The following is a 2,933-nucleotide window of genomic DNA, read 5'->3' as shown; positions in this document are numbered from 1 at the left end:
GGCAGGATCCGTTGCGCGAGTTGCATGACGGTCTGGTGGCCGCCGGGCAGAACGTGCATTTGATTGGCGGTGCGGATGTAGCGGCGGAGCTGGATGCCAAGCGTGCGATCAATCAGGGTTCGCGTCTGGCTGCCGAGTTGTAATACGTCGCTCGAACGTGCCAATGGCTTTCGCGAGCAAGCCCGCTCCCACATTGGATTGATGTTGCTCAGCCAATGGTGGTTCAACTCTGAACCCTTGTGGGCGCTGGCTTGCCTGCGATGGCGTTCTGTCTGCTGCTAAGATGCCGGCTCTTTCCCAAAGAGCCGGCATCAATGCTTTCTCCTCCCAGCGACTGGCTCCCCCATGCCCCGCTTGAGCGTCTTCAACTCGACTGGCTCGCCACCGCTGGCATCGAGGTGGCAATCCTGCGTCTGGACCGGATCGACCCGCTGATTTCCGGCAACAAGTGGTTCAAGCTCATTGATCATCTAAGGGTGGCCCGCGAGGCTGGTGCCGAAGGTGTGATCAGCCTGGGCGGTGCCTGGTCCAATCATCTGCATGCGCTGGCGGCAGCCGGTAAACGTTTTGGTTTTCCTACCGTCGGCCTGCTGCGCGGGCATCCGCAAGACACCCCGACCGTGGTGGATTTACAGGCCTTTGGCATGCAACTGCACTGGTTGGGTTACGGTGGTTATCGCGCACGCCACGAACCGGGTTTCTGGCAGCCATGGCAAGCGCAATACCCACACCTGCATCCGGTCCCCGAAGGCGGTGGCGGTCTGCTCGGTGCGCGTGGTTGCGGGCAGTTACTGACTCAGGTCGGCGAACAGTTGAAGGCGTTAGGCTGGAATGACCATGACGGCTGGTGGCTGGCCTGCGGAACGGGCACCACGCTGGCCGGGCTGGTACTGGCCGAGGAGGGGAGGCATCCGGTGTATGGCGTGCTGGCGGTTCCCGATGATCATGGGGTAGCACAGCAGGTCGAGGCAATTCTCGGTGAATGCGGCTTGCCGGACGGGGGATATGAGCTGTTCGACGGCAGTCGCGGCGGTTTCGCCAAAGTCGACCCGCCGTTGCTGGAATTTATCGAACGCTGCGAGCAGGCCAGCGGTACCCCGCTGGAGCCGCTGTACACCGGTAAAGCGCTATGGGCACTCAAGCAACAGGTCGATGGCGGTTTTTTTACCTCTGGCACACGCTTGATTTTCGTGCACACCGGCGGCTTGCAGGGCCGCCGGGGTTTGACGTCTATCAGTCAGGGCTGACGCGCTTGGGCATCATTCGCAGCAGGGTGTTATCACGTACCACGTAATGGTGATACAGCCCAGCCACGGCATGCAGGCCGATCAGCCAATAGCCGAGGGTGCCGGCCAGCTCATGCCAGCCCTTGATCTGCTTGGCCAGTGCTTTGTCTTCCCCGATCAGCAACGGCAGGTCGATGCCGTAGAACATCACCTGATGACCGTTGGCGCTGGTGACCAGCCAACCGAGAATCGGCGTGGCAATCATGAACATATACAGCGCCCAGTGCATCAGCCGGGCAAGCACGGTTTGCCATGGGGGCGATGCCGGGAAGATTTGCGGAGCGCGTCCCAGGCTGCGGGCGAACAGCCGTAACCAGACCAGTGCGAACACGGTCAGACCGATCATGTAGTGCGTTTCCGTGATCAGGGCTCGGCCGCCACTGCCCCTGGGAAACATCCCTCGCAGTTCGATACTCGCGTAAACCAGCGCCAACAGTACCAGCATCAACCAGTGCAGCATGATTGATACGGTGCTGTAGCGTGATTCGGAATTCTTCCAGGGCATACGGTTTTTCCTCGTTTATCAGGTCTGAAGCCTCCGTTCTTGTGTGACGGAGTGGGTTAACTGTAATCCTGTTTGCGCGGATTTGCCTGAGTCAGATCAGGCTTCGTACCTTATCGAGCGCTCTGCGCCAGACAAATGGACAAAAAAAAGCCAGCCCCGGTTCAGGGACTGGCGCTTCTTTCTGCAATTGACGCGGTAATCAGCTGCTTTGCGGCATCTCACCGTTGGCCAGGCGCTTGTTGATGTCGGCGATCGCTTCCGGCAGGTCGGTGATGGTGTCGATCATGTAATGCGGGCGCGAACCTTCGAACAGGGCGTGAATACGCTTGCGTTCGCTGGCCAGTTCGTCGCTGCCCAGCGCGCGATAGCTGTCGTAGGTCAGGCCCAGAGCATTGCCCGAGCAGATCAGCGCGACAGTCCACATGCCGGCACGGCGACCTTCGAGAATACCCGGCACGGTATCGTCGATCTTGACGCAGGCGGCGACATCGTCAATGCCCAGCGCGATCACGTTGGCCAGGGCTTGAGCCGGCCATGGGCGGCCATTCGGCACTTCGTCGGTGGCGACTACATGGTCAGCCACATAGCCGTTGGTGGCGGCCAGTTCAACGACTTTGTCCATGACTTGCTTCGGGTAACCGGAGCACGAGCCGATTTTTATCCCTTGCTGGCGCAGGTTGGCGATGGTTTCCAGGGCACCCGGGATCAGTGCCGAGTGCTCGGCGACTTTTTCGATTTGCAGCGGCATGAAGCGCTTGTAGATGGCGGTCACGTCATCGTCGCTCGGTGTACGACCGAAAACCTGGCGATAGCGCTCGGCTACTTCCGGCTGATCGCAGAGGGCCCGAATGTGGTCCCACTTGCCCATGCCCATCGGTCCGCGGGCTTCTTTGATGGACACCTGGACATCGAATTCGGCAAAGGCTTCGACGAAGATCCGGGTCGGCGCAAAAGAGCCGAAGTCGACCACGGTGCCTGCCCAGTCGAGGATGGCGGCTTGCAGCTGAGTCGGGTTGTTGTAGTTCATGTCTCAARTCCTGTAATTGGGAGAATGATAAGCAAAGCCATGACTCGCCCCGTAGCAGCTGCCGAGCCTGCGAGGCTGCGTTCGGCTGCGAAGCAGTCGTAAAACCAGACGCTTC

General features: G+C 60.1%; 4 protein-coding genes. 2 read left to right on the top strand and 2 right to left on the bottom strand.

All coding sequences use genetic code 11. From position 1 onward, the window contains the following. Both AC1DH9_RS26350 and AC1DH9_RS26345 read left to right on the top strand, forming a co-directional pair. The coding region (locus AC1DH9_RS26350) for a hypothetical protein (protein ID WP_477809084.1) at positions 1-143 on the top strand (143 nt) is incomplete at its 5' end. Between the two features lie 171 nt (positions 144-314). Then, positions 315-1,247 (top strand): 1-aminocyclopropane-1-carboxylate deaminase/D-cysteine desulfhydrase, encoded by a 933-nt coding sequence (locus tag AC1DH9_RS26345; RefSeq protein ID WP_427545310.1) that lies wholly within the window; start codon positions 315-317, stop codon positions 1,245-1,247. On the opposite strand, the gene AC1DH9_RS26340 is transcribed toward AC1DH9_RS26345, so the two are convergent. Both AC1DH9_RS26340 and phnX read right to left on the bottom strand, forming a co-directional pair. Next, on the bottom strand, positions 1,234-1,791 hold the full coding sequence (locus AC1DH9_RS26340) for a cytochrome b (RefSeq protein WP_427545312.1): 558 nt from the start codon (positions 1,789-1,791) through the stop codon (positions 1,234-1,236). The two genes, AC1DH9_RS26345 and AC1DH9_RS26340, sit on opposite strands and share 14 nt — an antisense overlap. A 199-nt stretch (positions 1,792-1,990) precedes the next feature. Next, on the bottom strand, positions 1,991-2,818 hold the full coding sequence (gene phnX / locus AC1DH9_RS26335) for a phosphonoacetaldehyde hydrolase (protein ID WP_427545314.1): 828 nt from the start codon (positions 2,816-2,818) through the stop codon (positions 1,991-1,993). Between the last annotated feature and the right edge of the window lie 115 nt (positions 2,819-2,933).

The organism is Pseudomonas sp. 05T35 (assembly GCF_056396605.1).
Note: the sequence above shows the minus strand (reverse complement) of the source record. Positions and strands in the feature narration are given on the sequence as shown.

What these genes read in the sequence shown, in the direction of transcription:
- AC1DH9_RS26345 (WP_427545310.1), top strand. Translation starts at nt 315, where the DNA reads ATGCTTTCTCCTCCCAGCGACTGGCTCCCCCATGCCCCGCTTGAGCGT.
- AC1DH9_RS26340 (WP_427545312.1), bottom strand. Translation starts at nt 1,791, where the DNA reads ATGCCCTGGAAGAATTCCGAATCACGCTACAGCACCGTATCAATCATG.
- phnX (WP_427545314.1), bottom strand. Translation starts at nt 2,818, where the DNA reads ATGAACTACAACAACCCGACTCAGCTGCAAGCCGCCATCCTCGACTGG.